Origin of the sequence: Mycobacterium sp. WUMAC-067 (assembly GCF_020217485.1) — a bacterium.
In the GTDB taxonomy this organism is placed as follows: domain Bacteria; phylum Actinomycetota; class Actinomycetes; order Mycobacteriales; family Mycobacteriaceae; genus Mycobacterium.
Map to the genome: position 1 here is coordinate 14,632 of NZ_JAEKMI010000012.1, position 25,942 is coordinate 40,573.

General features: G+C 69.3%; 21 protein-coding genes and 2 pseudogenes. 17 read left to right on the plus strand and 6 right to left on the minus strand.

The window, feature by feature from the left end; genetic code table 11:
• Positions 1–68: 68 nt before the first annotated feature.
• A complete protein-coding gene (gene mntR / locus JF781_RS10665; RefSeq protein ID WP_225327618.1) occupies positions 69–761 on the minus strand; it encodes a manganese-binding transcriptional regulator MntR in 693 nt (230 codons plus the stop codon).
• A 112-nt stretch (positions 762–873) separates the two neighbouring features.
• On the opposite strand from mntR, the gene JF781_RS10670 reads away from it, so the two are divergent.
• From JF781_RS10670 to JF781_RS10690, 5 genes are all read left to right on the plus strand, one after another.
• Positions 874–1,857 carry a bifunctional riboflavin kinase/FAD synthetase gene (locus JF781_RS10670; RefSeq protein ID WP_225327619.1) on the plus strand — a complete coding sequence of 328 codons (984 nt, stop codon included), beginning with the start codon at positions 874–876 and terminating at the stop codon, positions 1,855–1,857.
• Between the two features lie 130 nt (positions 1,858–1,987).
• Positions 1,988–2,257 (plus strand): 30S ribosomal protein S15, encoded by a 270-nt coding sequence (rpsO, locus tag JF781_RS10675; RefSeq protein WP_066950523.1) that lies wholly within the window; start codon positions 1,988–1,990, stop codon positions 2,255–2,257.
• 388 nt (positions 2,258–2,645) lie between these two features.
• Positions 2,646–4,892: a polyribonucleotide nucleotidyltransferase gene (locus JF781_RS10680; RefSeq protein WP_225327620.1), complete on the plus strand. Its 2,247-nt coding sequence runs from the start codon at positions 2,646–2,648 to the stop codon at positions 4,890–4,892.
• Positions 4,879–6,246, plus strand: coding sequence for a pitrilysin family protein (locus tag JF781_RS10685; protein WP_225327621.1), 1,368 nt, complete (start codon positions 4,879–4,881; stop codon positions 6,244–6,246). The genes JF781_RS10680 and JF781_RS10685 overlap by 14 nt, the downstream gene beginning before the upstream one ends.
• Positions 6,247–6,306: 60 nt before the next feature.
• Positions 6,307–7,332 carry a nitronate monooxygenase gene (locus JF781_RS10690; protein WP_225327622.1) on the plus strand — a complete coding sequence of 342 codons (1,026 nt, stop codon included), beginning with the start codon at positions 6,307–6,309 and terminating at the stop codon, positions 7,330–7,332.
• Here JF781_RS10690 and ald read toward each other — a convergent pair.
• Positions 7,329–8,444, minus strand: coding sequence for an alanine dehydrogenase (gene ald / locus JF781_RS10695; protein ID WP_225327623.1), 1,116 nt, complete (start codon positions 8,442–8,444; stop codon positions 7,329–7,331). The genes JF781_RS10690 and ald overlap by 4 nt on opposite strands.
• A gap of 98 nt (positions 8,445–8,542) precedes the next feature.
• Between ald and JF781_RS10700 the strand changes: the two genes are divergently transcribed.
• The 5 genes from JF781_RS10700 (at position 8,543) to JF781_RS10720 (ending at position 14,347) form a co-directional block, all read left to right on the plus strand.
• On the plus strand, positions 8,543–9,004 hold the full coding sequence (locus JF781_RS10700) for an SRPBCC family protein (RefSeq protein ID WP_225327624.1): 462 nt from the start codon (positions 8,543–8,545) through the stop codon (positions 9,002–9,004).
• A 24-nt stretch (positions 9,005–9,028) separates the two neighbouring features.
• Positions 9,029–10,486, plus strand: a complete 1,458-nt coding sequence (locus JF781_RS10705; protein WP_225327625.1) for an NAD(P)/FAD-dependent oxidoreductase — start codon at positions 9,029–9,031, stop codon at positions 10,484–10,486.
• Between the two features lie 112 nt (positions 10,487–10,598).
• Positions 10,599–11,507: a metal-dependent hydrolase gene (locus JF781_RS10710; RefSeq protein ID WP_225327626.1), complete on the plus strand. Its 909-nt coding sequence runs from the start codon at positions 10,599–10,601 to the stop codon at positions 11,505–11,507.
• Between the two features lie 3 nt (positions 11,508–11,510).
• Positions 11,511–13,262 carry an SDR family oxidoreductase gene (locus tag JF781_RS10715; protein ID WP_225327627.1) on the plus strand — a complete coding sequence of 584 codons (1,752 nt, stop codon included), beginning with the start codon at positions 11,511–11,513 and terminating at the stop codon, positions 13,260–13,262.
• Between the two features lie 8 nt (positions 13,263–13,270).
• Positions 13,271–14,347, plus strand: a complete 1,077-nt coding sequence (locus tag JF781_RS10720) for a PDR/VanB family oxidoreductase (protein WP_225327628.1) — start codon at positions 13,271–13,273, stop codon at positions 14,345–14,347.
• Positions 14,348–14,352: 5 nt separating this feature from the next.
• On the opposite strand, the gene JF781_RS10725 is transcribed toward JF781_RS10720, so the two are convergent.
• On the minus strand, positions 14,353–14,928 hold the full coding sequence (locus JF781_RS10725; protein ID WP_374109693.1) for a TetR/AcrR family transcriptional regulator: 576 nt from the start codon (positions 14,926–14,928) through the stop codon (positions 14,353–14,355).
• A 195-nt stretch (positions 14,929–15,123) separates the two neighbouring features.
• Between JF781_RS10725 and JF781_RS10730 the strand changes: the two genes are divergently transcribed.
• The gene (locus JF781_RS10730) at positions 15,124–16,131 is read left to right on the plus strand and encodes a Rieske 2Fe-2S domain-containing protein (protein ID WP_225327630.1); all 1,008 of its coding nucleotides are present in this window, start codon (positions 15,124–15,126) and stop codon (positions 16,129–16,131) included.
• Positions 16,128–17,210, plus strand: a complete 1,083-nt coding sequence (locus JF781_RS10735) for a dihydrodipicolinate reductase (protein WP_225327631.1) — start codon at positions 16,128–16,130, stop codon at positions 17,208–17,210. The genes JF781_RS10730 and JF781_RS10735 overlap by 4 nt, the downstream gene beginning before the upstream one ends.
• A gap of 6 nt (positions 17,211–17,216) precedes the next feature.
• Here JF781_RS10735 and JF781_RS10740 read toward each other — a convergent pair.
• Positions 17,217–18,576 (minus strand): annotated as a pseudogene (locus tag JF781_RS10740) (HNH endonuclease signature motif containing protein).
• 102 nt (positions 18,577–18,678) lie between these two features.
• Between JF781_RS10740 and dapB the strand changes: the two are divergent.
• From dapB to JF781_RS10755, 3 genes are read left to right on the plus strand one after another with little or no spacing between them, the layout of a single operon-like run.
• A complete protein-coding gene (gene dapB, locus JF781_RS10745) occupies positions 18,679–19,416 on the plus strand; it encodes a 4-hydroxy-tetrahydrodipicolinate reductase (protein WP_225327632.1) in 738 nt (245 codons plus the stop codon).
• Complete coding sequence (locus tag JF781_RS10750; protein ID WP_225327633.1) at positions 19,413–19,868, plus strand: hypothetical protein; 456 nt, start codon at positions 19,413–19,415, stop codon at positions 19,866–19,868. Before dapB ends, JF781_RS10750 begins: the two co-directional genes overlap by 4 nt.
• Complete coding sequence (locus tag JF781_RS10755) at positions 19,865–20,326, plus strand: flavodoxin family protein (RefSeq protein ID WP_008258632.1); 462 nt, start codon at positions 19,865–19,867, stop codon at positions 20,324–20,326. The genes JF781_RS10750 and JF781_RS10755 overlap by 4 nt, the downstream gene beginning before the upstream one ends.
• Here the strand turns inward: JF781_RS10755 and JF781_RS28720 are convergent.
• Positions 20,317–20,790, minus strand: a complete 474-nt coding sequence (locus tag JF781_RS28720; RefSeq protein ID WP_374109690.1) for a hypothetical protein — start codon at positions 20,788–20,790, stop codon at positions 20,317–20,319. The genes JF781_RS10755 and JF781_RS28720 overlap by 10 nt on opposite strands.
• Positions 20,791–20,882: 92 nt before the next feature.
• Positions 20,883–21,125, minus strand: a pseudogene (locus JF781_RS28725) (acyl-CoA thioesterase domain-containing protein); the annotation flags it as partial.
• Between the two features lie 59 nt (positions 21,126–21,184).
• On the opposite strand from JF781_RS28725, the gene JF781_RS10765 reads away from it, so the two are divergent.
• Both JF781_RS10765 and JF781_RS10770 read left to right on the plus strand, forming a co-directional pair.
• Positions 21,185–22,717 carry a class I adenylate-forming enzyme family protein gene (locus JF781_RS10765; protein WP_225327634.1) on the plus strand — a complete coding sequence of 511 codons (1,533 nt, stop codon included), beginning with the start codon at positions 21,185–21,187 and terminating at the stop codon, positions 22,715–22,717.
• On the plus strand, positions 22,714–25,941 hold the full coding sequence (locus JF781_RS10770; RefSeq protein ID WP_225327635.1) for a carboxyl transferase domain-containing protein: 3,228 nt from the start codon (positions 22,714–22,716) through the stop codon (positions 25,939–25,941). The genes JF781_RS10765 and JF781_RS10770 overlap by 4 nt, the downstream gene beginning before the upstream one ends.
• Position 25,942: the final 1 nt, after the last annotated feature.

The following is a 25,942-nucleotide window of genomic DNA, read 5'->3' on the forward strand; positions in this document are numbered from 1 at the left end:
AGCGTAACCGCACTGCGAAAATCGTCGCCGATCATCGCAGCCACGTTACGTTCGCGAACCCGAAACCCTCAGGCCGTCACCCAGATCGCCCGCGCCGCCGGGCTGCCCAGGTCGACGGTCGTCTCGGCGCCGTCGCCGGATTCGATCGCCACCGAGATCATGCCGGCGAATTCGCGGCGGGTCAGGACCCGCAGCCGGGAGTCGAGGTTGATGCCGACGTCGGTGAAGTAGCGCAGCATCTCGGGGTCGGCGTCGGAGATGCGGGCCACCGTCCCGGCGTCCCCGTCGCCGCACGCCCACAGCTGGCGCGCCGGCGGGGTGGGCACCTGCCCGTCGGACGCCGGGATGGGGTCGCCGTGCGGGTCGCGCTGCGGGAATCCCAGCTTGGCGTCGATGCGGGCCACGAGGCGATCAGACACCGCGTGCTCGAGCACCTCCGCCTCGTCGTGCACCTCGTCCCAGGCGTAGCCGAGCTCGTTGACCAGGAACGTCTCCAGCAGCCGGTGCCGGCGCACCATCTCGAGCGCCGCCCGCCGCCCGGCCGCGGTCAAGGTCACCGCGCCGTACTTCTCGTGGTCGACCAGGCCCTGCTCGGCGAGTTTGCGGATCGACTCCGAGGCCGTGCTGGCCGACACCCCGATCTTCTCGGCCAGCATCTTGGTGCTGACCTTGTCGGGGGACCACTCCTGGGCATTCCAGATCGCCTTGAGGTAGTCCTGGCCGACCGCGGTGAGACCGCCACGCTCTTCGTCAGCACTCACAACGACAAAGTTTAGGCAACCCCGTCCGGATCCGGCGTGTTCCCCGCCACCCCGGCGGGTGTTGCGCCCTCCGATCTCCCGGCCGGGCACTCGGCGCCGTAGGCTTGCGGTCGTGCAGCGGTGGCGCGGCCAAGACGAGATTCCCACGGACTGGGGCAGGTGTGTGCTCACCATCGGTGTGTTCGATGGCGTGCATCGCGGCCACGCGGAGCTGATCGCGCACGCGGTGAAGGCGGGGCGGGCGCGCAGCGTGCCGACGGTGTTGATGACGTTCGACCCGCACCCGATGGAAGTGGTCTATCCCGGCAGCCATCCGGCGCAGTTGACGACGCTGACGCGGCGCGCCGAGCTGGTCGAGGAGCTGGGCATCGACGTCTTCCTGGTGATGCCGTTCACCACCGACTTCATGAAGCTCACGCCGGACCGCTACGTGCACGAGCTGCTGGTGGAGAACCTGCACGTGGTCGAGGTCGTCGTGGGGGAGAACTTCACCTTCGGCAAGAAGGCGACCGGGAACGTCGAGACCCTGCGGCGCGCCGGCGATCGCTTCGGGTTCGCCGTCGAGTCGATGTCGCTGCTGTCCGAACACCACAGCAACGAGACCGTCACGTTCTCGTCCACCTACATCCGGTCCTGCGTGGACGCCGGCGACGTGGTCGCGGCCACCGAAGCGTTGGGCCGCCCGCACCGGGTCGAGGGCGTGGTGGTGCGCGGTCACGGCCGCGGCGCCGAACTGGGCTTCCCGACCGCGAACGTGGCGCCGCCGATGTATTCGGCCATCCCGGCCGACGGCGTGTACGCGGCGTGGTTCACCCTGCTCGGCCACGGTCGCGGGGCGGGGGCCCCCGGGGAGATCGTCCCCGGCGAGCGCTATCAGGCGGCGGTGTCCGTCGGCACCAACCCCACCTTCTCCGGACGCACCCGCACCGTCGAGGCGTTCGTCCTGGACACCGACGCCGACCTGTACGGACAGTACGTCGCCCTCGATTTCGTCGCCCGCATCCGCGGACAGCACAAGTTCGACTCCATCGACGAACTCGTCGTCGCGATGGGCAAGGACACCGACCGGGCGCGGGCGCTGCTGTCCTCGGGTTGATGAGCCGCCGCGTTTGTGCCCGGCGGTCCCAGCGCTGCTAAACTGCCGGACGACATCGGCGCGTGCTGCGGTTCGCGGTGGCCGCGCCTGCACCATTTACCTTTCGCGGACCGATTGATGGAGATAGTTCGTGGCGCTGACTGCCGAGCAGAAAAAAGAAATCCTGGGCACCTACGGCCTGCATGACACCGACACCGGGTCCCCGGAGGCCCAGGTCGCGCTGCTGACCAAGCGGATCGCCGACCTGACCGAGCACCTGAAGGTGCACAAGCACGACCACCACTCGCGGCGCGGGCTGCTGCTGCTGGTCGGGCGCCGGCGCCGGCTGCTCAAGTACGTCGCCCAGATCGACGTGGCGCGGTACCGCTCGCTGGTCGAGCGCCTCGGCCTGCGTCGCTGACGCCCTCAACGACGGGCCGATGACGCCCGCCTGATCCCGCGCGATGCTGGCGGGGCGGGGTCGCCCGTGTAGAGTAAGGACGTTCTGGGCCGGTTCGGCCCGAGCAACGGTGCGGTCACGCAGATCCGCGTGCGCCGTTCCAGCGTGTCACTACGCACCTTCGAGGGAGCAGCCCAGTCTGCATCGGGCGGTCTTCGGTAGTGGCTGCCGGGCTCTCCGGATCTGGGGCTTCTCGGCCGCTTCGATCGATGGCCGTAGCCGCATTCAGACTGGCTCTTCGGGATTAGCTCCCAGGGTGACTCGCAGGCCCGCACGGGTCCTGCGGACCCTCTCCAGGTTGCGCGTGACTACGCGAAACAGCCGAATAAGAGAGGCCGTACGGACGTCCATGTCTGTCGCTGAAATTGAAGAGGGCGTGTTCGAGGCGACCGCCACCATCGACAACGGGAGCTTCGGCACCCGCACCATCCGTTTCGAGACCGGCCGGCTGGCCCAACAGGCCGCCGGGTCCGTGGTCGCGTACCTGGATGACGAAAACATGCTCTTGTCGGCGACCACCGCCAGCAAGAGCCCCAAGGAGCACTTCGACTTCTTCCCGCTGACCGTCGACGTCGAGGAGCGGATGTATGCCGCCGGTCGCATCCCCGGTTCGTTCTTCCGTCGCGAGGGCCGTCCCTCCACGGACGCGATCCTGACCTGCCGGCTCATCGACCGGCCGCTGCGCCCGTCGTTCGTCTCCGGGTTGCGCAACGAGATCCAGGTCGTGGTCACGGTCATGAGCCTGGACCCCAACGACCTGTACGACGTGCTGGCGATCAACGCCGCGTCGGCCTCCACCCAGCTGAGCGGGCTGCCGTTCTCGGGTCCGATCGGGGGCGTGCGGGTCGCGCTGATCGACGGCCAGTGGGTGGCGTTCCCGACCGTCGAGCAACTCGAGCGGGCCGTGTTCGACATGGTGGTGGCGGGCCGCAAGGTGGATGGTGACGTCGCGATCATGATGGTCGAGGCCGAGGCCACCGAGAACGTCATCGAGCTCGTCGAGGGCGGCGCCCAGGCGCCGACGGAAACCGTTGTGGCCGAAGGACTCGAGGCCGCCAAGCCGTTCATCGCCGCCCTGTGCACCGCGCAGGAGGAGCTGGCCGGGTCGGCCGCCAAGCCGGTCGGCGAGTTCCCGACGTTCCCGGACTACCAGGAAGACGTCTACTACTCGGTCGCCTCGGTGGCCACCGACGAGCTGGCCAAGGCGCTGACCATCGGCGGTAAGGCCGAGCGCGACGCGCGCACCGACGAGCTCAAGGCCGAGGTGCTCGCGCGCCTAGCCGAGACGTACGAGGGCCGCGAGAAAGAGGTCAGCGCCGCGTTCCGCTCGCTGACCAAGAAACTGGTGCGCCAGCGCATCCTCACCGACCACTTCCGCATCGACGGCCGCGGCATCACCGACATCCGCGCCCTGTCTGCCGAGGTCGCCGTGGTGCCCCGCGCGCACGGCAGCGCGCTGTTCCAGCGCGGTGAGACCCAGATCCTGGGGGTCACCACGCTCGACATGGTCAAGATGGCCCAGCAGATCGACTCGTTGGGGCCGGAAACCTCGAAACGCTACATGCACCACTACAACTTCCCGCCGTTCTCCACCGGCGAGACCGGCCGCGTGGGTTCGCCCAAGCGGCGTGAGATCGGGCATGGCGCGCTCGCCGAGCGGGCCCTGATCCCGGTGCTGCCGGGCGTCGAGGAGTTCCCGTACGCCATCCGCCAGGTCTCCGAGGCGCTGGGTTCCAACGGCTCCACGTCGATGGGGTCGGTCTGTGCGTCCACCCTGTCGCTGCTGAACGCCGGTGTGCCGCTGAAGGCGCCGGTGGCCGGCATCGCGATGGGCCTGGTTTCCGACGACGTCGAGATCGACGGGCGCACCGAGCGCCGGTTCGTCACGCTGACCGACATCCTCGGCGCCGAGGACGCGTTCGGCGACATGGACTTCAAGTGTGCCGGCACCAAGGACTTCGTCACCGCGCTGCAGCTGGACACCAAGCTCGACGGCATCCCGTCGCAGGTCCTGGCGGGCGCGCTGGGCCAGGCCAAGGATGCGCGCGTGACGATCCTCGAGGTCATGGCCGAGGCCATCGACGCGCCCGACGAGATGAGCCCGTATGCCCCGCGGGTCACCACCATCAAGGTTCCGGTGGACAAGATCGGTGAGGTCATCGGCCCCAAGGGCAAGGTCATCAACGGCATCACCGAGGAGACCGGCGCGCAGATCTCCATCGAGGACGACGGCACCGTGTTCGTCGGCGCCACCGACGGGCCCTCGGCGCAGGCCGCGATCGACCGGATCAACGCCATCGCGAACCCGCAGCTGCCGACGGTCGGCGAACGTTTCCTCGGAACCGTGGTCAAGACAACGGATTTCGGTGCGTTCGTGTCGCTGCTGCCCGGTCGCGACGGCCTGGTGCACATCTCCAAGCTCGGCAAGGGCAAGCGCATCGCGAAGGTCGAGGACGTGGTGAACGTCGGCGACAAGCTGCGCGTCGAAATCGCCGACATCGACAAGCGCGGCAAGATTTCGCTGGTGCTGGTGGAGGACGACGCCTCGGCCCCCGCCGATGCCCCGGCGGCCGCCCCTGCCGATGCCACGAGCTGATTCGGCAAAGCGAGCAGCTGACCCCGCGCTGCGGCGGGGCAACCACACGGCCGCGGCGGACACCGAACCGCAAGCCGCACTGCGCCGCACCACGCTGCCCGGCGGCTTGCGGGTGGTCACCGAGTACCTGCCCGCGGTGCGATCCGCCTCGGTCGGGGTCTGGGTCGGCGTCGGCTCGCGCGACGAGGGTGCCACCGTCGCCGGCGCGGCCCACTTCCTCGAGCACCTGCTGTTCAAGTCGACCCCCAGCCGTACCGCGGTGGACATCGCCCAGGCGATGGACGCCGTCGGGGGGGAGCTGAACGCGTTCACCGCCAAGGAGCACACCTGCTACTACGCGCATGTGCTCGACACCGACCTGGCGCTGGCCGTCGACCTGGTCGCCGACGTGGTGCTCAACGGCCGCTGCGCCGCCGAGGATGTCGAGCTGGAACGCGACGTGGTCCTCGAGGAGATCGCGATGCGCGACGACGACCCCGAGGACGCGCTCGGGGACATGTTCCTGGGCGCGCTGTTCGGCGACCACCCGGTGGGCCGGCCCGTCATCGGCACCGCGCCGTCGGTGACGTCGATGACGCGCAGCCAGCTGCACTCGTTTCACGTCCGGCGCTACACGCCCGAACGCATGGTGGTGGCGGTGGCCGGCAACGTCGACCACGGCGAGGTGGTCGCGCTGGTGCGCAAGCACTTCGGCCCGCGCCTGGTCCGTGGCCGGGGACCCATCGCGCCGCGCAAGGGCGCGGGGCGGGTCACCGGCCGCCCCGGGCTGACGCTGGGCAATCGGGACGCCGAGCAGACGCACGTGTCGCTGGGTGTGCGCACGCCCGGCCGCGGCTGGCAGCACCGCTGGGCGCTGTCGGTGCTCAACACCGCGCTGGGCGGCGGCCTGAGCTCTCGGCTGTTCCAAGAGGTCCGTGAGCTGCGCGGGCTGGCCTACTCGGTGTACTCGACGGTGGACATCTTCGCCGACAGCGGCGCGCTGTCCGTGTACGCGGCCTGCCAGCCCGAACGCTTCGCCGAAGTCATGGCCGTCACCAGCACGGTCCTCGACTCCGTGGCCCGCGACGGCATCACCGAGTCGGAATGCCGGATCGCCAAGGGCTCGCTGCGCGGCGGCCTGGTCCTCGGCCTGGAAGACTCCGGCTCGCGGATGAGCCGCCTGGGCCGCAGCGAGCTCAACTACGGCAAACACCGCAGCATCGAGCACACCCTGCGCCAAATCGACCAGGTGACCGTCGAGGAGGTCAACGCCGTCGCCCGCAAGCTGCTCGGGCAGCGCTACGGCGCCGCGGTTCTCGGCCCCTATGCGGCCAAACGGTCACTGCCCCAACAACTTCGGGCGATGGTAGGCTAGCTCGAATGTCCGCCTCCTCACTCGCGCCCCCTCGGCGCTCGCCGTCGGCGGACTAGCCGAATGGTACTGGGCTTCTGGGACATCGTGGTGCCCATCGTGGGTGCCCCGATGGCCGGCGGGCCCGGGACTCCCGCGTTGGCCGCGGCGGTGTCCAACGCCGGCGGGCTCGGCTTCGTCGCCGGCGGGTACCTCAGCGCCGAGCAGTTCGCCGACGACATCGCCGCCGCGCGCAAGGCCACCACCGGCCCGCTGGGGGTGAATCTGTTTGTGCCCCAGCCCAGTGTGGCCGACTGGGTGGCCCTGGACTACTACGCGGCGGAACTCGAAGAGATCGCCGACCACTACCAAGTGGAGGTCGGTCACCCGCATTACGGCGACGACGACGGCTGGGAGCAGAAGCTCGAGGTGGTGGCCGACGTCCGTCCCGAGCTGGTGTCGTTCACGTTCGGTGTCCCGCCGCCCGACGTGATCCGGCGCCTCGGCGCGCTGGGCCTGCTGGTGATGGTCACGGTGACTTCGGCCTACGAGGCCGGGGTGGCCGTCGCGGCCGGCGCGGACAGCCTGGTGGCCCAGGGCCCCGCCGCGGGCGGGCATCGCGGCACGTTCGCGCCCGACATGGAACCCGCCAACGAGTCGCTGCACCAGCTCATCGATCGCATCCGCCACGCCCACGACGTCCCGATCATCGCCGCGGGCGGGCTGGGCACCGCCGACGAGGTCGGGGCCGCCCTGCGCAGGGGGGCGGTGGCCGCGCAGGTCGGCACCGCGCTGCTGCTCGCCGACGAGGCCGGCACCAACCCCGCGCATCGCACCGCCCTGAAAAACCCGCTGTTCGCGACAACCGTTGTGACGCGGGCATTCTCGGGCCGGTATGCGCGCGGCCTGGAAAACGACTTCACCCGCATGCTCGACCACGTGGCGCCGCTGGGCTACCCCGAGGTCAACCAGATGACATCGCCCATCCGGGAAGCCGCCGCCGCCATCGAGGACCCGAACGGGATACCGCTGTGGGCCGGGGCGGCATTCAAGCACGCCACCGCCGGCCCCGCGGCCGACATCATCGCCGGCCTCGCGGCCACGGGCTAACCCAGCACCTCGGCGGGGTCGGTGAACGGCAGGCCGAGATCGGTGGCCACCTGTTCGGACAGCAACGCGCCGTCGTGCGTCGAAAGGCCTTTGCCCAGAGCGTGATCCGAGTGGCACGCCGCGCGCCAGCCGCGGTCGGCGAGCGCGAGCACATAGGGCATCGTCGCGTTCGTCAGCGCCACCGTCGACGTCTTGGGCACCGCGCTGGGCATGTTGGCCACGCAGTAGAAGACCGTGTCGTGCACGACGAAGGTCGGGTCGTCGTGTGTGGTTGGCCGCGAGTCCTCGAAGCAGCCACCCTGGTCGATGGAGATGTCCACCAGTACCGCGCCCGGTTTCATCTGCGCGACAAGGGAATTCGAGACCAGGCTGGGGGCCTTCGCGCCGGGCCGCAGCACGGCGCCGATCACCAGGTCGGCGCGTTTGACGGTGCCCTCCAGGTCGTAGGCCGACGAGTAGCGGGTGCGGACCTGTCCGCCGAACTCGGCGTCGAGCAACCGGAGCTTGTTGATGTTGACGTCGAGCACCGAGACCATCGCCCCCATGCCGCCGGCGACGCGGGCCGCGTTGTAGCCGGCCGTGCCCGCCCCGATCACCACGACGTCGGCCGGCTTGACGCCCGGCACGCCGCCCATCAGCACGCCGCGCCCGCCGTGGGTGCGCATCAGGTGATACGCCCCCACCTGAGCGGAAAGCCGGCCGGCCACCTCGCTCATCGGCGCCAGCAACGGCAGTGTGCCGTCGGCGGTTTGGACGGTCTCGTAGGCGATCGACGTCGTTCCGGACGCCAACAACGCGTCGGTGCACGCACGCGACGCGGCCAGATGCAGATAGGTGAACAGAATCTGGTTGCGCCGCAACAGCTCATACTCGGCCGGCACGGGTTCTTTCACCTTGAGCAGCAGGTCGGCGTCGCCCCAAACCTGTTCGGCGGTATCGGCGAGTTGGGCGCCCGCCGCCTTGAACTCGGAGTCGGTGATCGAGGAGCCCTCGCCTGCCCCGGACTCGACGAGCACGTCATGGCCGCGGCGGATCAACTCGGCGACACCGGCGGGGGTGATGGCCACGCGAAACTCGTTCGTCTTGGTCTCGGTCGGTACGCCGACTCGCATGATCGCCCCTCGTTCGCGCATTCCCTCTCAAGTGTGAAGAAAGTTCACAGGGGCCGCAATCGATGTGCATCGCATCGCGTGCTGGCTATGATCGGCGGATGACCGACCCGTGCGTTTCGGCCACCGTGCAGATCGATGCCCGCCCCGACGCGGTGTACCGGCTCATCACCGATCTGCCCACCCTGGCTTCGCTGGCCGAGGAGGCGGTGGCGATGGAATGGCGCAAGGGTGACGCCGTGCGGCCCGGCGCGGTCTTCACCGGCCACAACGAGAACGGCGGCCGGCGCTGGAGCACCAAATGCACCGTCACCGACGCGGAACCGGGCCGCCGCTTCGCCTTCGACGTGACCCACACCATCCTTCCGATCGCGCGCTGGCAGTACGACATCGTCGCGGCCGACGGCGGATGCGCGGTCACCGAAAGCACCTGGGACCGCAGGCCCGGGTGGTTCCGCAAGGTCGCCGGCAAGGCCACCGGCGTGAGCGATCGGACGGCCGCCAACACCGAGCACATCCGGCTCACCCTGCAGCGCCTCAAACAGCGCGCCGAAACCGAGTAGCCCAAGAGCCGCGGGAGTTCTGCCATGACGCGACGCGATCCCGCCGTAGCCGTCGTCGGGGCCGGCATGTCCGGGTTGTGCGTCGCAATTGCGTTGCTGCGCAGCGGTATTACCGATGTGACCATCTTCGAGAAGGCCGACGAGGTGGGCGGCACCTGGCGGGACAACACCTATCCGGGCCTGACCTGCGACATACCGTCACGGGTCTATCAGTACACGTTCGCCACCAACCCGCACTGGACGCACCTGTTCTCGCCCGGCGGCGAAATCCAGGACTACTTCCGGAATATCGCGGACCGGTTCGGCCTGCGGGACCGCATCCGGTTCGGCACCGAAATCACCGATGCCCGTTTCGAGAACGGCCGCTGGTCGTTGCGCACCGCCGCCGGCGAACAGTGCGCGGCGGACTTCCTGATCACGGCCACCGGCGTGTTGCATCATCCCCGGATGCCGTCGATCGCCGGCCTGGACGACTTCGGCGGCCACGTCTTTCACTCGGCGCGCTGGGACCATTCCGTCGAGCTGGCCGGGCGCCGAATCGCGATCGTCGGCAACGGGTCGACGGGCGTGCAACTCGTCTGCGGCCTGGCCGGCGTGGCGGGCAGGGTCATGCTGTTCCAGCGCACGGCCCAATGGGTGCTCAAGCTGCCCAACCCCCGCTACACCAGGTTCACCGGCCTCACCCGCAACCGATTTCCGTGGCTGGACCGGCTGGCGTACCGCGGCTACAGCGTGGTGTTCGACCTCTTCGCGGTGGGGCTGACCAAGCCCGGCGTGCGCCGAAAGATCATGGGGGCGCTGTGCCGCGCCAGCCTCCGCGAAGTCCGCGATCCCCAACTGCGCCGGGCGCTGACCCCCGATTACACGCCGATGTGCAAACGGCTGGTGATGTCGGGCGGCTTCTACCGCGCGATGCAGCGCGACGACGTCGACCTGGTCACCGCCGGCATCGACCACGTGGAGCGGCGCGGCATCGTGACCGACGACGGCGCCCTGCACGACGCGGACATCATCGTGCTCGCCACCGGATTCGACACCCACGCCTTCTTCCGGCCGATGCGGCTGGTCGGCCGCGACGGCATCGCCGCCGACGACGTCTGGCGCGACGGGCCGCGGGCGTACCAGACCGTCGCGATGCCGGGCTTTCCCAACTTCTTCATGATGCTGGGGCCGCACAGCCCGGTGGGCAACCTGGCGCTGACGACCGTCGCCGAATCGCAGGCCGAGCACATCCTGCGGTGGATCCAGCGTTGGCGCCGAGGGGAATTCGACACCGTCGAGCCGACGCCCTCGGCGACCGAGCGCTACAACGCGGGGCTGCGCGCCGAGATGCCGAACACCGTGTGGACCACCGGCTGTGACAGCTGGTACCTCAACAAAGACGGCGTGCCCGAGGTGTGGCCCTTCACGCCGGCCGAACATCGCGCGATGCTGGTCAACACCGATCCGGGATCCTACGACCTGCGCCCGGTCGCGCCCTGAGGACGCCACAGACACCTGCCGGACAAAACCCGGTACCGGTGGTTCCGCATACTTGGTCGCGCAACTATAATGGCAGCTCGCGGCGTCGGAAACGCCGAGGTAGGGGGCAATAATGCTGACCATCGACGACCAGGCGGCAGGTCCGCACGACGCGTCGCTCGACCACGAACGGCTGGTCCTCGAGGCGCGCGACGTGCACTTCGATTGGGCGACGTTGCCGTTCCACTACGTGCCCGGTGAGCCGTTCTCCACCCACGTTCTCAACGTGCTGCATTTGCTGCTGCCCGCCGGCGAGGAGTTCTTCGTCGACGTGTTCAAGAAGGCCCTGCCGCTGATCAAAGACGATCAGCTGCGGCTGGACGTCCAGGGGTTCATCGGGCAGGAGGCGGTGCATTCCCAGGCGCACGCCGACGTGCTCGCCCACTTCGCCGCGCGAGGCATCGACCTGACCCCCTACACCGGCCAGATCAAGTGGCTGTTCGACACGCTGCTGGGGCCGCGGCCCCACTGGAGCGAGCGTCGCCGGCAGAGCTGGCTGCTCGAGCAGGTGTCTGTGGTCTCCGCCATCGAGCACTACACCGCCATTCTCGGCGAGTGGATCCTGAACTCGCCGGCCCACGACGCGATCGGCACCGATCCGGTGATGCTGGACATGCTGCGCTGGCACGGCGCCGAGGAGGTCGAGCACAAGGCGGTCGCCTTCGACACCATGAAGCATCTGCGGGCCGGCTACTGGCGGCAGGTCCGCGCCCAGCTGGTCGTGTCGCCCGCCATGCTGCTGTTGTGGATTCGCGGGGTGCGGTTCCTGTACTCGCTGGATCCCTATCTGCCGCCGCGCACCAAGCCCCGCTGGCGCGACTACTTTGCCGCGGCCCGCCGCGGATTGGTGCCCGGGCCGCTGCGATTCGTGCGAGCGATCGGGAACTACTACCGGCCGGGCTTTCACCCCTCGCAGCTCGGCGGGCTGGGGCAGGCCGTCGACTACCTGGCCGTCTCACCCGCCGCGCGGGCGTCGCACTGACCGATGGGCACCACGTCGAGCGTCACCGCCAGCGACGGCGTTACACTGGCCGTGCACCGCTACACCGACATCGACCCGGCATGCCCAACCATCCTGGCGATTCACGGTTTTCCGGACAACCACCACGTCTGGGACGGCGTGGCCCGGGAGTTGGCCGGTAAGCCCTACAACTTCGTCGCCTACGACGTGCGCGGCGCCGGTGAATCCTCTTCTCCCACACAACGTTCCGGCTACTCCTTCGCACAACTCGTCTCCGACATCGAGGCGGTGATCGACAGCCTGGGCGTCGGGCGGGTGCACCTGCTGGGCCACGACTGGGGTTCGATCCAGGCGTGGGCGGCGGTCACCGACGACTCGGTGATGGGCAAGGTGGCGTCGTTCACGTCGATCTCGGGCCCGCACCTGCAGTACGCCGGGGCGTTTCTGCGGTCCGCGCGCACGCCCCGGGCGGTGGCCCAGGTCGCCAGGCAGCTGATCTCGTCGGGCTACATCGGTTTCTTCTTGTGCCCGGGAGTGCCCGAGCTGTCGTTTCGCTCGAGGATCGGCGTGAAAGTCATTGAGGCTCTTGAACGCATCGGCCGCTCGAGCACCCGCAGCCAGCGCCACGAGACCATGCGGTCGGTCAGCGACCATGTCCACGGGCTCAACCTGTACCGGCAAAACATGCCCGCGCCCATGCTGGCGCCGGGTCCGCAACTCCCGACGACGACGGTCGCCGTGCAGACCCTGGTTCCGCGACGGGACGTCTTCGTCACACCCGCGCTGCAGCGCTTCACCGGGGCAATTCCCCACGGCGCCAGGGTGATCGCGATCGAGGGCGGGCACTGGGTCGTGACGTCGCGCCCCGACGTCGTCGCCCGGCTGACCGCCGAATGGGTCGACCGGGCCGTCGCCGGTGGGCCCGTCGTGGCCGAGGCGCGCGGCGAACGGCGCGACGTGCGCGGCAAACTCGCCCTGGTCACCGGCGCCGGCGCCGGAATCGGCAGGGCCACCGCGCTGGAGCTGGCCCGGCACGGCGCCCGCAAGATCATCCTCGCCGACCGTGATCGGGGCGCCGCCAAGGAAACCGCCGACGCCGTGCGCGCCGCGTGCGCCGAAGCCGCGGTCTACCAGGTCGACGTCAGCGACGAGGACGCGATGAATGAGCTTGCGGCACAAGTGCGCAACGAGCACGGGGTGGTTGACATCCTGGTGAACAACGCCGGCATCGGAATGGCGGGCCGGTTCCTGGAGACCAGCTCCGCGAATTGGGAAGACATCATGGGCGTCAACGTGCACGGCGTCATCTCCGGCAGCCGGGCGTTCGGCGCGCAGATGGTCGAGCGCGGCGAGGGCGGCACGATCATCAACGTGGCCTCGGCGGCGGCCTACCTGCCGTCGAAATCGATGGTCGCCTACAGCACCACCAAGGCGGCCGTGCTGGCGCTCAGCGAGTCACTGCGCGCCGACTTCGCCGACGAGGGCATCACCGTCACCGCCGTGTGCCCGGGCTTCGTCAACACGAACATCGCCAAGAGCACGATCTACGCCGGGATGAGCGCCGAGCAGCAGGAGCGGGCGCGGGGCAAGGCCGACGCCGCCTACCGGCGCCGCAACTTCACCCCCGAGGCGACCGCGAAGGCGATCGTGAAGGCCATCAAGACCGGTCCGGCCGTGCTGCCGATCGCCGCCGAATCCAGGATCGGCTACGCGATGCGGCGGATCAGCCCGGGGGCGGTTCGGCTGTTCGCGCGCTTGGACATTCGGCAGACGTAGGGGGACCGGTGCCGGAAAGCATCTGGGCCAGCCGGCCCGCCGACCTGTACGGCCGGCGCGACCACGACCGCTTCGGGTCGCTGCTGTGGGGCATCCGTGCGGTGTTCGAGGGATTCGCCTCGGTGTCGCGGTGGCAGCCGTCGCGGGTGAAGCCGGTGCAGCGCACGCTGACCGCGGTCGTGACCAAACGCGAGCTCGTCGCGCCCGACGTCGTCGTGCTGACGTTGGCCGACCCCGACGGCGGGCTGCTGCCCTCCTGGACGCCCGGCGGGCACATCGACGTCCTGTTGCCCTCGGGCCGGCGCCGGCAGTACTCGCTGTGCGGTCCTCCCGGGCGGCGCACCGACTACCGCATCGCGGTGCGCCGGATCGCCGACGGCGGCGGCGGATCCATCGAGATGCACGAGGCTTTCGGCGTGGGGGACACGTGTGAGTTCGAAGGCCCGCGCAATGCGTTCTATCTCGGCACGGCCGAGCGCGACGTGTTGTTCGTCATCGGCGGCATCGGGGTGACGCCCATCCTGCCGATGATCCGCGCCGCCGCACAGCGCGGGATCGATTGGCGCGCAATCTATACCGGGCACAGCCGCGAATACATGCCCTTGCTCGACGAGGTGGTGTCGGTGGCCCCGGAACGGGTCACGGTGTGGGCCGACGACGAGCACGGCCGCTTCCCGGCCGTGGCGGAGCTGCTGGCCGGCGCCGGCCCGGCCACCGCCGTCTACGTGTGCGGGCCGAGCGCCATGCTCGAAGCCGTCCGGGTCGCCCGCGACCAACATGCCGGCGCGCCATTGCATTACGAGCGGTTCAGCCCGGCGCCGATCATCGACGGAGCTCCGTTCGAACTCGAGCTCGCGCGATCACGCCAGGTGCTCGCGGTGCCGGCCAATCGCACGGCGCTGGACGTCATGCTCGACCGCGACCCGACGACCCCCTATTCGTGCCGGCAGGGATTCTGCGGCACGTGCCGGGTCAAAGTGCTTGCCGGACAGGTGGATCACCGCGGGCGTGCCGCGCCCGGCGACGACGGCATGCTGGTGTGCGTCTCGCGGACCGCCGGCGGGCGCGTCGTCATCGACGCCTGAGCCGGTTACGGCCGGGACGGCTCCAGGTAGGCGGCCAACGCGTTGGTCAGGCCCCGGCGCGCCATGTCGAGGTCGGCGTAGGAGCCTAGCTGGCGTTCCGACACCAGGCCGCGCATCGCGCCGGGAATCAGGGCGGCCACCTCGCGGACCCGGTCCGGGTCGACGGCCAGACCGGCGAACGCCTGCTGGCAGGTCTCCAGCCAGCTCTTGCCCCAGGAAAACAGCTCGGCGGCGGTGCGTGGGTAGAGGCGTTCGAGCTCGCCGGGATCGCGCGGCAGCGCGGCGCGCAGGTTCTCGATGGCGCGCGAATCCGCCGACGCCAGGCCGGTGTAGAGGGTGTCGATGATGGCGCCGACGCGTTCCCGCAGCGGCGCCTCCGTCGAGATCGGGGCCGACAGCGTCGAGAACGTCACGGCGCGCCGCTCGGCGGTGCGGTGCAGCACCGCGGCCCAGAACCCGTCGGTGTCGCCGAACTGGTACTGCACCGCGCCCCAGGTGGCGCCGATGTCCTTGGCGATGCGGTTGGCCGACACCGAGCCCGGCTCGCCGGAGGCCAGGCAGCGCAGCGCGGCCTCGAGCATGCTTTCGCGAGTCGCATGTCCACGCCGGTTCGGGCGGCGGCCCGCGATCCCGGCTCCGCTGCGTGCGCGTGTCATTGGGCGATCTTATCCACTCCGGCCGGGCGGGATGAGTAGTTTCATAGAGGGTACTTTGATATTTTGGTGTTGCGGCCTATATTCGTAACCCGAGGGAGGGCAGTCATATGGCAGGACGCGATGGCTAAGCCGCCGTTGTCGATGAAGCCGACCGGTTGGTTCCAGGTCGCCTGGTCCGACGAGATCGGCGTCGGCGACGTGCACAAGATGAAGTACTTCGACCAGGAAATGGTCGCCTGGCGCGCGGAATCGGGCCAGCTCACGGTGATGAACGCCTACTGCGAGCACCTCGGCGCGCACCTGGGGTACGGCGGCAAGGTCGTCGGCGAGGTGTTGCAGTGCCCGTTCCACGGCTGGCAGTGGAGCCAAGAGGGCCGCAACGTCTGCATCCCGTACCAGGACCGCCCCAACCGCGGCCGGCGCATGCGCACCTATCCGGTGGTGGAGCGCAACGCGTCGGTCTACATCTGGCACGACCTCGAGCGCCGCGAACCGTACTTCGACCCGCCGGATGTGTTCGCCGGCTTCGACGACGGCAGCAGCGCCGACGACTATTACCCGCAGCAGCGGCTCTACCGCGAGACGCTGGAGATGCACCCGCAGTACGTGCTGGAGAACGGGGTGGACTTCGCGCACTTCAAGTACGTGCACAACACCCCGATCGTGCCGGTGTTCACCCGCCACGACTTCGCCGAGCCGGTGTCGTATGTCGATTTCACCATCACCTTCGAGGGTGACGACGGGCAGAAGATCGAGGACGTCAACAGCGGCGTGCAGGCCATCAACGGCGGCTTGGGAATCGCGGTGACCAAGAGCTGGGGGATGATCGACAACCGCACCATCTCCGCGATCACCCCGGTGGACGAGCGCACCTCCGACGTCCGGTTCATGGTGTACATCGGCCGCGCGGTGGGCGACGACTCGGACCGCGCCGAACGCAAGGCGGCCGAATTCGGGCGGGAAGTGATCCGCCAGTTCACCCAGGACATCGAAATCTGGCAGCACCAACGGTATTCGGATCCACCCGCGCTGGCCACCGACGAGTACGAGGGATTCACGGCAATTCGCCAGTGGGCCAAGCAGTTCTATCCCGACGCGTTCGTATCGCAGGAAGGCTTAACCCGATGAGTGCAACACCGATCCGCGTCTTTCAGGTCGGAAGCGGAAACGTCGGCTCGGAGATGATCAAAAGGATCGCCGCCCGGCCCGATCTCGAACTCATTGGCGTGCATGCCTATTCGCCGGAGAAGGTGGGCAAGGACACCGGGGAGTTCGCCGGCGTGGGGGCCAATGGGGTGAAGTTCACCGGAACCGTCGAGGAAATCATCGCCGCCAAGCCTGACGTGCTGACCTTCCACGGCGTGTTCCCCGACGAGGACCTCTACTTACAAGTGCTCGAGGCGGGCATCGACATCGTCACCACCGCGGACTGGATCACCGGCTGGCATCGCGACACCAATCACCCGCACCCGTCGGGCAAACCGGTGAGCCGGCTGCTGGCCGAGGCGTGTGAGAAGGGCGGTGCCACGTTCTACGGCACCGGAATGAACCCCGGGCTCAATCAGATCCTGGGCGTCGTGTGCTCGGCCGACGTCGCCGACATCGAGAACATCACCACCATCGAGTCCGTCGACGTGTCGTGCCACCACTCCAAGGACACCTGGATCGAGGTGGGCTACGGCCAGCCGGTCGACGATCCGGAAATCCCCGCGAAGCTCGAGAAGTACACCCGCGTCTTCGCCGACAGTGTGTACATGATGGCCGACTGCTTCGACCTGCCGCTCGACGAGGTCAAGTTCAGCTACGAGCTGGGCGCCTGCACCAAGGACGTCGACCTGGGCTGGTACACCCTGCCGAAGGGTTCGCTGGGTGGTAACTACATCAAGTACCAGGGCATGGTCGACGGCGTGCCGCGGGTCGAGACGCACCTGGAATGGCAGATGACCCCGCACACCGACCCCAGCTGGAACATCAAGGGCTGCTACATCACCCAGATCAAGGGTGATCCGTGCGTCTACAACAAGCACATGATCTTTCCCAAGCCCGGCGTGGACCTGTCCAACCCGGACAGCTTCGCCTCGATTGGCATGACCGTCACCGGCATGCCGGCCCTCGCCGCGATCAAGTCGGTGATCGCGGCGCCGCCGGGGCTGATCACCAGCGCCGACCTGCCGCTGCGCGGCTTCGCCGGGCGGTTCGTCACGTAGGTGAAGTCAGGGGCCGGCGCGGTCGCCGACGCCGCGCTCGGGGTGGTGATAGTCGTTGGTGCGGACCCCGCGGTCCAACCGCGGCGGCGGTATCCACTCGGTGTCCCCGCTGGCATCTTTCCTTGTCCGCCAGCCCTTTTCGACCAGCTTGTGGTGCGGCGCGCAGGCGAAGGTGAGGTTGTCGGCATCGGTCGTGCCGCCGGCCGCCCATTCGTTCAGGTGATGCACCTCGCACCAATAGCCGGGCGCGTCGCAGCCGGGATGCGTGCAGCCGCGGTCGTGCGCGTAGAGGACGACGCGCTGATCCGGCGAGGCGATGCGCCGCGACCGGCCGAGATACAGTGGGCGGCTTGAAATGCTCGTCGAACACGACGAGATAGTGGTACGCGTGGCTGCCCATCCGGATCACGTCGCGCATCGGCAGCAGCGTCCCGCCGCCGGTCACGGCGCGCCCGGTGCCCGACGTCAGCTCCTGCAGCGTAGTCGCCACGATCACGGCCACCGGCAAGCCGTTGTGCTGGCCGAGTTTCGGATCGCCCAACTGGCCGCGCACCAGGGCGTTGAGCGCGTCGTGCTGGCGTTGGGCATGGCTGCGCGGATCTCGGCGCGCGCACTCGTCATCGGGTTCGCCTCCGACACAAGGCGTTTCATCGTCCGGGTTGCACATTCCGGGCGCCGCGAAGTGGGACATCCACGCATCGAGATTGGCACGCAGCTCCGGGGATGCGACCAGTTTTCCGACGCTCATCCCGTCGGGGCTCTGACCACACCAGGTGAAGCCGCGCTGACGCGCGCGGTCGGCGTCGGAGAATTTCCCGTCGGGATTGATCGACAGCGCGTACCGGTGTGCGAGCTTCTGCAGCTGATCGGGCCGTACTTTCGCGGCTTCATTCGCCAGGAATCGTTCGGCGGTTTCCACCTTGGCTACGGGCGTGGACGCCGGAAGATCGCGGACAAACGCCTGAATGACCCGCAGGTGCTGGCCGTCGAGCAGGCCGTCGCTCCACGCCACGGCGGTGGCCGGCAACTCGGGCGGCAACTCCTGGCCGGTGAGGGTCAGCCGCGGCGACAGCTGGGTGGCGTCGTGAAGCCGACGGGACGCCTCGGCGCAGCTGATCCGCAACCAGTCGGCGATCACCTTGTGCACCGGGCCACCGAGGGCGGCGGGATCCTCCCTCGCCAGGCCGGCGATCACGTCGTGGCTCACCGCGATCTGCCGCCGGCGCGAGGCCTCCATCCGCTCGAGCAAGCGCAGCCGCACGGCGGGGTCCAACCGGTCGAAGTTCAGCCCGCGGATCGCTGCGGCGGCGGCGTCGAGCGCGTCCAGGGCGGCGGACACCTCGGGTGACCCCTCGATCGAATACATGTTCGAATTTTATCGGCGGCCACCGCCCGGCGAAACGCACAATGCCGTATCTGTGGATAGACGCCGAACTGTGGACAACTCCCTCCGGTCTAGGGTGAAGCCATGCGAGTGGGAGTGCTGGGAGCCAAGGGAAAAGTCGGATCGACGATGGTGGCCGCCGTGCAGGCCGCCGAGGATCTGACGCTGTCCGCCGAGGTGGACGCCGGTGACCCGCTGAACCTGCTGACCGACGGCAACACCGAGGCCGTCATCGACTTCACCCATCCCGACGTGGTGATGGGCAACCTGGAGTTCCTCATCGGCAACGGGATTCACGCCGTCGTCGGCACCACGGGCTTCACCGCCGAGCGGCTGCAGCAGGTGCGGGCCTGGCTTGCCGAGAACCCGAAAACGTCGGTGCTGATCGCGCCGAACTTCGCCATCGGGGCGGTGCTCTCGATGCACTTCGCCAAGCAGGCGGCGCCCTTCTTCGACTCGGCCGAGGTGATCGAGCTGCATCACCCGCACAAGGCCGACGCCCCGTCGGGCACCGCGACGCGAACCGCCAAACTGATCGCCGAGTCGCGAAAAGGCTTGCCGCCCAACCCCGATGCCACCAGCACCAGCCTGCCGGGCGCACGGGGCGCCGACGTGGACGGAATCCCGGTGCACTCGGTGCGCCTGGCCGGGCTGGTCGCTCACCAGGAGATCCTGTTCGGCACCGAGGGCGAGACGCTGAGCATCCGCCACGACAGCTTGGACCGGACCTCGTTCGTGCCGGGCGTGCTGCTGGCGGTGCGGCGCATCACCGAGCACCCCGGACTGACGGTGGGCCTGGAGCCCCTGCTCAACCTGCAATGACCAAAGCGCTGCGCATCCAACTGCTCGTCGCCTTCATGTGCGTCGCGCTGTTGGTGTACTTCGCGCTGCTGGGGCGGGTGGCCGTCGCGATGATCGCCTCCGGGCGGCCCGCCGCCGTCGGCCTCGGGCTGGCGGTGTTGGTCATGCCCGTCATCGGCCTGTGGGCGATGGTCGCGACCCTGCGGGCCGGGTTCGCGCACCAGCGGCTCGCGCGCCTGATCGCCGCCGACGGAATGGAACTGGACACCAGCGACCTGCCGCGCCGGCCCTCGGGCCGCATCCAGCGAGACGCGGCCGACGCGCTGTTCGCCACCGTGCGCACCGAAGTGGAAGACCACCCCGACGACTGGCGGCGCTGGTACCGGCTGGCCCGCGCCTACGACTATGCGGGGGATCGCCGCCGCGCCCGCGAAGCCATGAAGACGGCGGTGAACCTGCAGGGCCACCCATGAGTAAGACGCTGCTGATCGTGCACCACACCCCGTCGCCGCACACGCACGAGATGTTCGAGGCGGTCGTCTCCGGCGCGACCGACCCCGAGATCGAGGGCGTGGAGGTGCTGCGCCGCCCGGCGCTGACGGTCTCGCCGGCCGAGATGCTGGCCGCCGACGGCTACCTGCTGGGCACCCCGGCCAATCTCGGCTACATCTCCGGCGCGCTCAAGCACGCATTCGACTGCTCCTACTACCAGCTGCTCGACTCCACCCGCGGGCGACCGTTCGGGCTGTACCTGCACGGCAACGAGGGCACCGAGGGCGCCGAGCGCGCTGTCGACACCATCACGACCGGGCTGGGCTGGTCCAAAGCCGCTGAGACGGTGGTGGTTTCGGGCAAGCCTGGCAAGGAGCAGCTACAGGCGTGCTGGGAGCTCGGCGCGACGGTCGCGGCCCAGTTGATGGATTACGCGTAGGTCGGCTTGAACGCGTCGGCCGGTTGCGCCAGGGCCAGCGCCGAGCTGGTGCCGATCGGGCCGTGCCGGTCGAACAGGGTGGCCGCCCCGGTCGCGACCCCGGCCGTGCCGTAGTGGCTCTGGGCGGCCAGGCCGAGGAATTCGCCGTCGGGCAACCGGCTCGCGGTGACGGTGTAGTCGGCGTTGATGTAGCGCAATCCGCCGGTGCCCCAATGGGTCAGCGAACTCGTGATGTCACCGACGAACGCCAGCGGGTGAACGGCGTCAGTGGGTGGCCCTGGACCATCGGTCGAAAGACCCTGGCCCACGCGAACTTCTGGGAGTCGGACTGCTCCCACTCGCCGGCGGCGATGCCGGGGCTGCCGTCGCGGGTGGCGCCATACCCCCAGATGAGAAACGGCATGCCCTCCGGGAAGCCGTCCGACGACGTCGGAAGCGGCGGCATCTCGACCGGAAAGGACCACACCCGGCCGTCCGGATGATCGCCGCGACGCAAAAACAGCGCGCTGGCCCGCGCGACGACCGTGCCGTTCTGCACCAGCTCGCCGTCGACCAGCTTGATGCGCCGCCCCTCCCGCGCCACCGACGTCCGGATCTGCACCGGCAGCATCAGGGCCGGGCGCAACAGGTCGACCGTGAACCGGGCGGGCTGCAGGTCGGGGTCGACGCCGGATTGCTCTATGCCCCAACCCAACAGGCCGCCGACGATCTGGCCGCCCATGGCCGCGCCCCACGGCCCCTGCGTCATCGTGCCCGGAACATAGGAGTCGCCGTCTACAGTGAAAAACGCCTCGGGCATGATGGCGGAATCGTTCGTCACCGCTATCACGATAGGACACCGGATAGTAAGGACCGGGTATGCCTCCAGTGATCGAAATCGCGCGCGACCACAATCCGTTCCCGACGGTCGGCGTGTCCCGCGGCCGCGACGGCATTCCGCGCTACGACGAGCTGCCCGCCACCCTGCTGGACATGCTCGCCGCACACGTCGACACCCGTCCGGACAGCGAGGCCCTGGTCGAGCTGGGCGGTGGCCGGCTGACGTACCGGCAACTCTGGGACCGCGCCGCGCGGGTCGCCGGCGGGCTGCGGGCGGAAGGCATCAAGCGGGGCGACCGGGTCGCGGTGCGCTACCCCGCGGGGATCGACTGGGTGCTGGCGTTCTGGGGCATCGTGATGGCGGGCGGCGTTGCGGTGGCGGTCAATACGCGCTCCGCCCAACCGGAGGTCGACTTCGTCCTGGCCGACTCGGGTGCGCAGCGCGACCTGGCGCCGGATTCCGCGTTGCCCGACGGGCCGCCGTCCGTCACCGAGCAACTCGGCCGCGCCGACGTGGCCGCCCTGTTCTACACGTCGGGCACCACCGGCCACCCCAAAGGGGTGCCGACCACGCACGAGGCGTTTTTGACCAACACCGAGAACGCGATCCGATGTCTGCAACAGCCGCGAGACCTCGGTGAGGGAATGCGGACGCTCATCTCGGTTCCGCTGTTCCACGTGACGGGTTGCAATTCACAGCTTTTGGCCGCCGCCCGGCTCGGGGGAGCGTCGGTGATCATGCCCGCGCTGAATCTCGACACCCTCGTCGGCGCGCTGGGCGCCGAGCGCGTGTCGGTGCTGGTGACGGTGCCGGCGATCTACTCACTGTTGTTGCGGCACATGGGGTTTGCCGGAACCGACGTTTCGGGGATCCGGTGGGTGGGTTACGGCGGGGCCCCGATCGCCCCGTCGCTGGTGCGGTCGGTGAAGAACGCGTTCCCCCACGCCACCGTGTTCAACGGCTACGGCATGACGGAGACGGCATCGCTGATGACGGTGCTGCCCGACGGCGACGCCATCGAGCACGCCGACTCGGTCGGGTATGCGGTCCCATCGGTGGACCTCGGGGTGATCCCGTTCGGCGCCGAGCCCGGCGTGGGTGAGCTGGTGACCCGGGGCGCCAACGTCACCGCCGGATACTGGAATCGACCGGAAGCAACCTCGGCCACCTTCGCCGACGGTTGGCTGCACACCGGCGACGTGGTGCGCGTCGACGACGCGGGACGGGTGCACCTCATCGACAGGCTCAAGGACATCATCAACCGCGGGGGCGAGAACGTCTCCAGCGTCGAGGTCGAGGCCGTGCTGCTGGCGGCGCCCGGCGTCGCGGACGCCTGCGTGCTCGGGGTCGCCGACGACGTGATGGGGGAGAAGGTGGGGGCAGTGCTGTTCGGCGGTGGCGACGAGATCGACGTCCCGGCCGTGCTCGACCACTGCCGCAGCCGGCTGGCCGACTTCAAAGTGCCGCAATACGTCACGGTGGTCGATACCGCGCTGCCGCGCAATGCCGGTGGCAAGCTGCTCAAAACCAGGCTCCGCGAACAGGTGCGGTGGGGGGATCCGCTGCGATGAGCGCGAGCCTGCTGGTCGCCAACCGCGGCGAGATCGCACTTCGAATCATCCGCACCGCAACCGAACTGGGCATGCGAACGATCGCGGTCTACGCCGGCGACGACGCGCAGAGCCCGCACGTGCACGCCGCCGACGAAGCGATCGGGCTGCCCGGCGGCGGCCCGCAGGCCTACCTGGACCAGTCCGCCATGCTGACGGTGGCGAAGGGCTCCGGCGCGGACCTCATCCACCCCGGCTACGGATTCCTCAGCGAGAACGCCGAATTCGCCCACGCGTGTGCGGCCGGCGGCTTCACTTTCGTGGGCCCCGACCCCGGGGTGCTCGGGTTGCTCGGCAACAAGACCGCCGCCCGCGGCGCCGCGATGGCCGCCGGGGTGCCGGTGCTGCCCGCGACCGAGGGGGCGAGCAGCGTTGAGGACGTCAAGGCATTCTTCGCCGCGCAGAAGGGCGGCATCATGCTCAAGGCCCTCGCCGGCGGCGGCGGGCGGGGAATGCGCAAGGTGCACAGCGCCGATCAGATCGACGACGCCTACCAGCGTTGTGCGGCCGAGGCGCAGCTGGGTTTCGGTGATCCGGCGCTGTTCGCCGAGGCGCTACTCGACGATGCCCGCCACATCGAGGTGCAGGTCGTGGCCGCACCGGCGGGTCACCAGACGCATGCGCTGGCGGTCGGTGATCGCGACTGCAGCATCCAGCGCCGCTACCAGAAGCTAGTCGAAATAGCTCCCGCCCAAGGGATTTCGGATGCCTTGCGCCGGGCGTTGCACCACGCGGCGGTGCGGCTGTGCGCGCGGGTGGGCATGCGTGGGCTGGCCACGGTGGAATTCCTGGTCACCGGCGAGGATTTCGTCTTCCTCGAAGTCAACCCGCGAATCCAGGTGGAGCACACCGTCACCGAGGAAACCACCGGCCTCGACCTGGTGGCCATCCAGCTGGCGATCGCCGGCGACGCGTCCTTCTACCGGCTGGGGTTGCCGGCCGGGATCGCTTCCGACGGGCTCGAAGTCATCGGCGAGCCGGCCGCCCAGCGCGGTATCGCGATTCAGCTCAGGGTCAACATGGAGACGTTCGGGCCCGACTTTTCCGTGGTGCCGTCGGCGGGCACGCTGACGGCCTTCACCCCGCCGAGCGGCCCGGGGGTGCGCGTCGACACGTATGGCCGGCCGGGGCTGGCCGTGAGCCCCCAGTACGACTCGCTGCTGGCCAAGGTTGTCGTCCATGTGCGCGGCGCGTCGTGGCCGGCGGCGGTGCGCAAAGCCGGCGCCGCGCTGTCCGAGTTCGGCATCGAGGGCATCCACACCAACATCGGATTTCTCCGCGAGCTGCTGACCGCGGACCGGATCCAATCCGGTTGGGTGAGCGCCGGTTTCCTCGACGAGAGGCTTCCCGAGTTCGCGGCGGCCGCGTCGTCTCACCAGCGCGGTCCCGAGGTGGCGGCGGTCGAGCTCTATCCCGGCGAGGACGCCCTGCGCGCGCAGCTGGCCGGCACGGTGGTCGAGGTGGCATCCGAAGGGGCCGAGTACGCCGCCGGAAGCCAACTGGTGGTCCTCGAGGCGATGAAGATGCAGCACGTGCTCGCCGCGCCGGACGCGCTGCGGACCGTTCGGATTCTGGTGACGCCCGGGCAGGTCGTCGGGACCGGGGACCCGATGCTCGTGTTCACCCGCACCGAGGCGGGCGCCGATGGCGAATCGTCCACGGCCGCAACCGATCTTGACCGATCGCGCGCCGACCTCGACGAGGTGACGCAGCGTCACGCGCTCACGCTGGACGAGGGCCGTCCGGCCGCGGTCGCCAAGCGGCACCGGCAAGGGCGCCGCACCGCGCGGGAGAACATCGCCGATCTGGTCGATCCCGGCAGCTTCGTCGAATACGGCGGGTTGGCCATCGCGGCGCAGCGCAGCCGCCGCTCGGAATCCGACTTGATCGCTAACACCCCGGCCGACGGCCTGGTGGCCGGCCTGGCGACCATCGGCGCGGACCGGTTCGGGCGGGCCGCCGCCGAGGCCGTCGTGGTGTCCTACGACTACACCGTGCTGGCCGGCACGCAGGGCATGCGCAACCACGCCAAGACCGACCGCGCCTTCGATCTGGCGGCGCGAAAGCGACTGCCCGTGGTGCTGTTCGCCGAGGGCGGAGGGGGCCGGCCGGGCGACACCGACGTCGGCGGCGCCGCCGGGCTGGACGTGCCGACCTTCCGGATGCTGGCCGGGTTGCGCGGCGAAGTGCCGTTGGTGTCGATCGTGTCCGGCCGGTGCTTTGCCGGCAACGCCGCGCTGGCCGGGGTCTGTGATGTGATCATCGCGACACCGGACGCCAACATCGGGATGGGCGGGCCGGCGATGATCGAGGGCGGCGGGCTGGGCGTGTACCCGCCGGAGGCGATCGGGCCGATCGGAGTGCAGCGCCGCAACGGCGTGGTCAGCCTGGTCGCCCGCGACGAGGCCCACGCGGTGTCGCTGGCCAAGCAGTACCTGTCCTACTTTCAGGGCAGGCTGGGCGAGTGGGAAGCGCCCGATCCCCGGCTGGCCCGGCATGTGGTGCCGCAGAACCGGTTACGTGCCTACGACGTCCACCGGGCGATCGAGGCGATCGTCGACGTCGGATCCGTGCTGGAGCTGCGGCCCGACTACGGTGTGGGCATCGTCACCGCGCTGGTGCGCGTCGAAGGCGTGCCGTACGGGCTGATCGCCAACAGCACGCATCACCTGGGCGGCGCGATCGATGCCGAGGCGGCCGACAAGACCGGCGACTTCCTCGCGTTGTGCGAATCGTTTGGGCTGCCGGTGATTTCGCTCTGCGACACCCCCGGCTTCATGGTGGGACCCGACGCGGAGACCCAGGCGGCGGTTCGCCGCTTCGGCCGGATGTTCGTGCTCGGCGCGCGGCTGACGGTGCCGCTGGGCATGATCATCTTGCGCAAGGGGTATGGGCTTGGCGCGATGGCGATGGCCGGCGGTTCCTTCCGCGCGCCCCAGTTCACCGTCGCCTGGCCGACCGGCGAGATCGGCGGCATGGGCCTGGAAGGCGCCGCGCGGCTTGGCTACAGCAAGGAGCTGGCGGCGGTCGACGACCCCGCCGAACGGCAGGACCTCTTCGATCGCCTCGTGGCCGCCGCTTACGAGCACGGCAAGGCGCTGCGCGCGGCCACCACGTTCGAGCTGGACGACGTGATAGACCCGTCAGCCTCCCGGGCCTGGATCACCAGGCTCTCGGGAGGCTGAC